Origin of the sequence: uncultured Microscilla sp. (assembly GCF_947493425.1) — a bacterium.
Classification (GTDB): Bacteria; Bacteroidota; Bacteroidia; order Cytophagales; family Microscillaceae; genus Microscilla.
Genome location: NZ_CANLRP010000486.1, coordinates 1 through 486, shown reverse-complemented (window position 1 = coordinate 486; position 486 = coordinate 1). Strand labels below are relative to the sequence as shown.

Here is a 486-nt window from a genome sequence, read left to right as displayed (position 1 = left end):
ATTGCCGTTAGCATAAGTCACTGGGTTGCCGGGGCGATAAGTGTCCTCTACTGCCCAGCCGTAATTATCAGCGTCTGATACCGATTGAGCCCCTACTTCGAACACTTCACCATTGTGGAGTATCATACCTGCGGTGGTGGTAGCAAAACCGCTGTCATCTTCGCTGATTTTGCAGCCTTGAAGTATATAGCTCTTACTCAAATCAAGTCCCAACGCCGCAAATACCGCCATCTGCCCTTCCTGTTGAGCCTCCTGCAAATGGAGCAAATCGTCCAGCGAGTCGGGGTGCCCGCCCGTAATGAGGTCTAATATTTTTGCCATAGTGTGTGCTGTTTATTCTTTGGTGATAATTGCATAAACCTTGTCGGGTAATTTGTATTTGTTGATAAAGGCGCTTACCTGAAGTTGCTGGTCAGCCGCGAGTGCTGGAGTTTGGACTACAAAATCGAACTCCCCCTGGAATTCGCCCAAAGTGTAGCTAAACTT

Annotated in this window: 1 pseudogene; it reads right to left on the bottom strand. The window is 48.4% G+C overall.

The features are described 5' to 3' along the window. Positions 1–321: pseudogene (locus Q0954_RS34435) on the bottom strand (hypothetical protein); the annotation flags it as partial. Positions 322–486 lie beyond the last annotated feature (165 nt).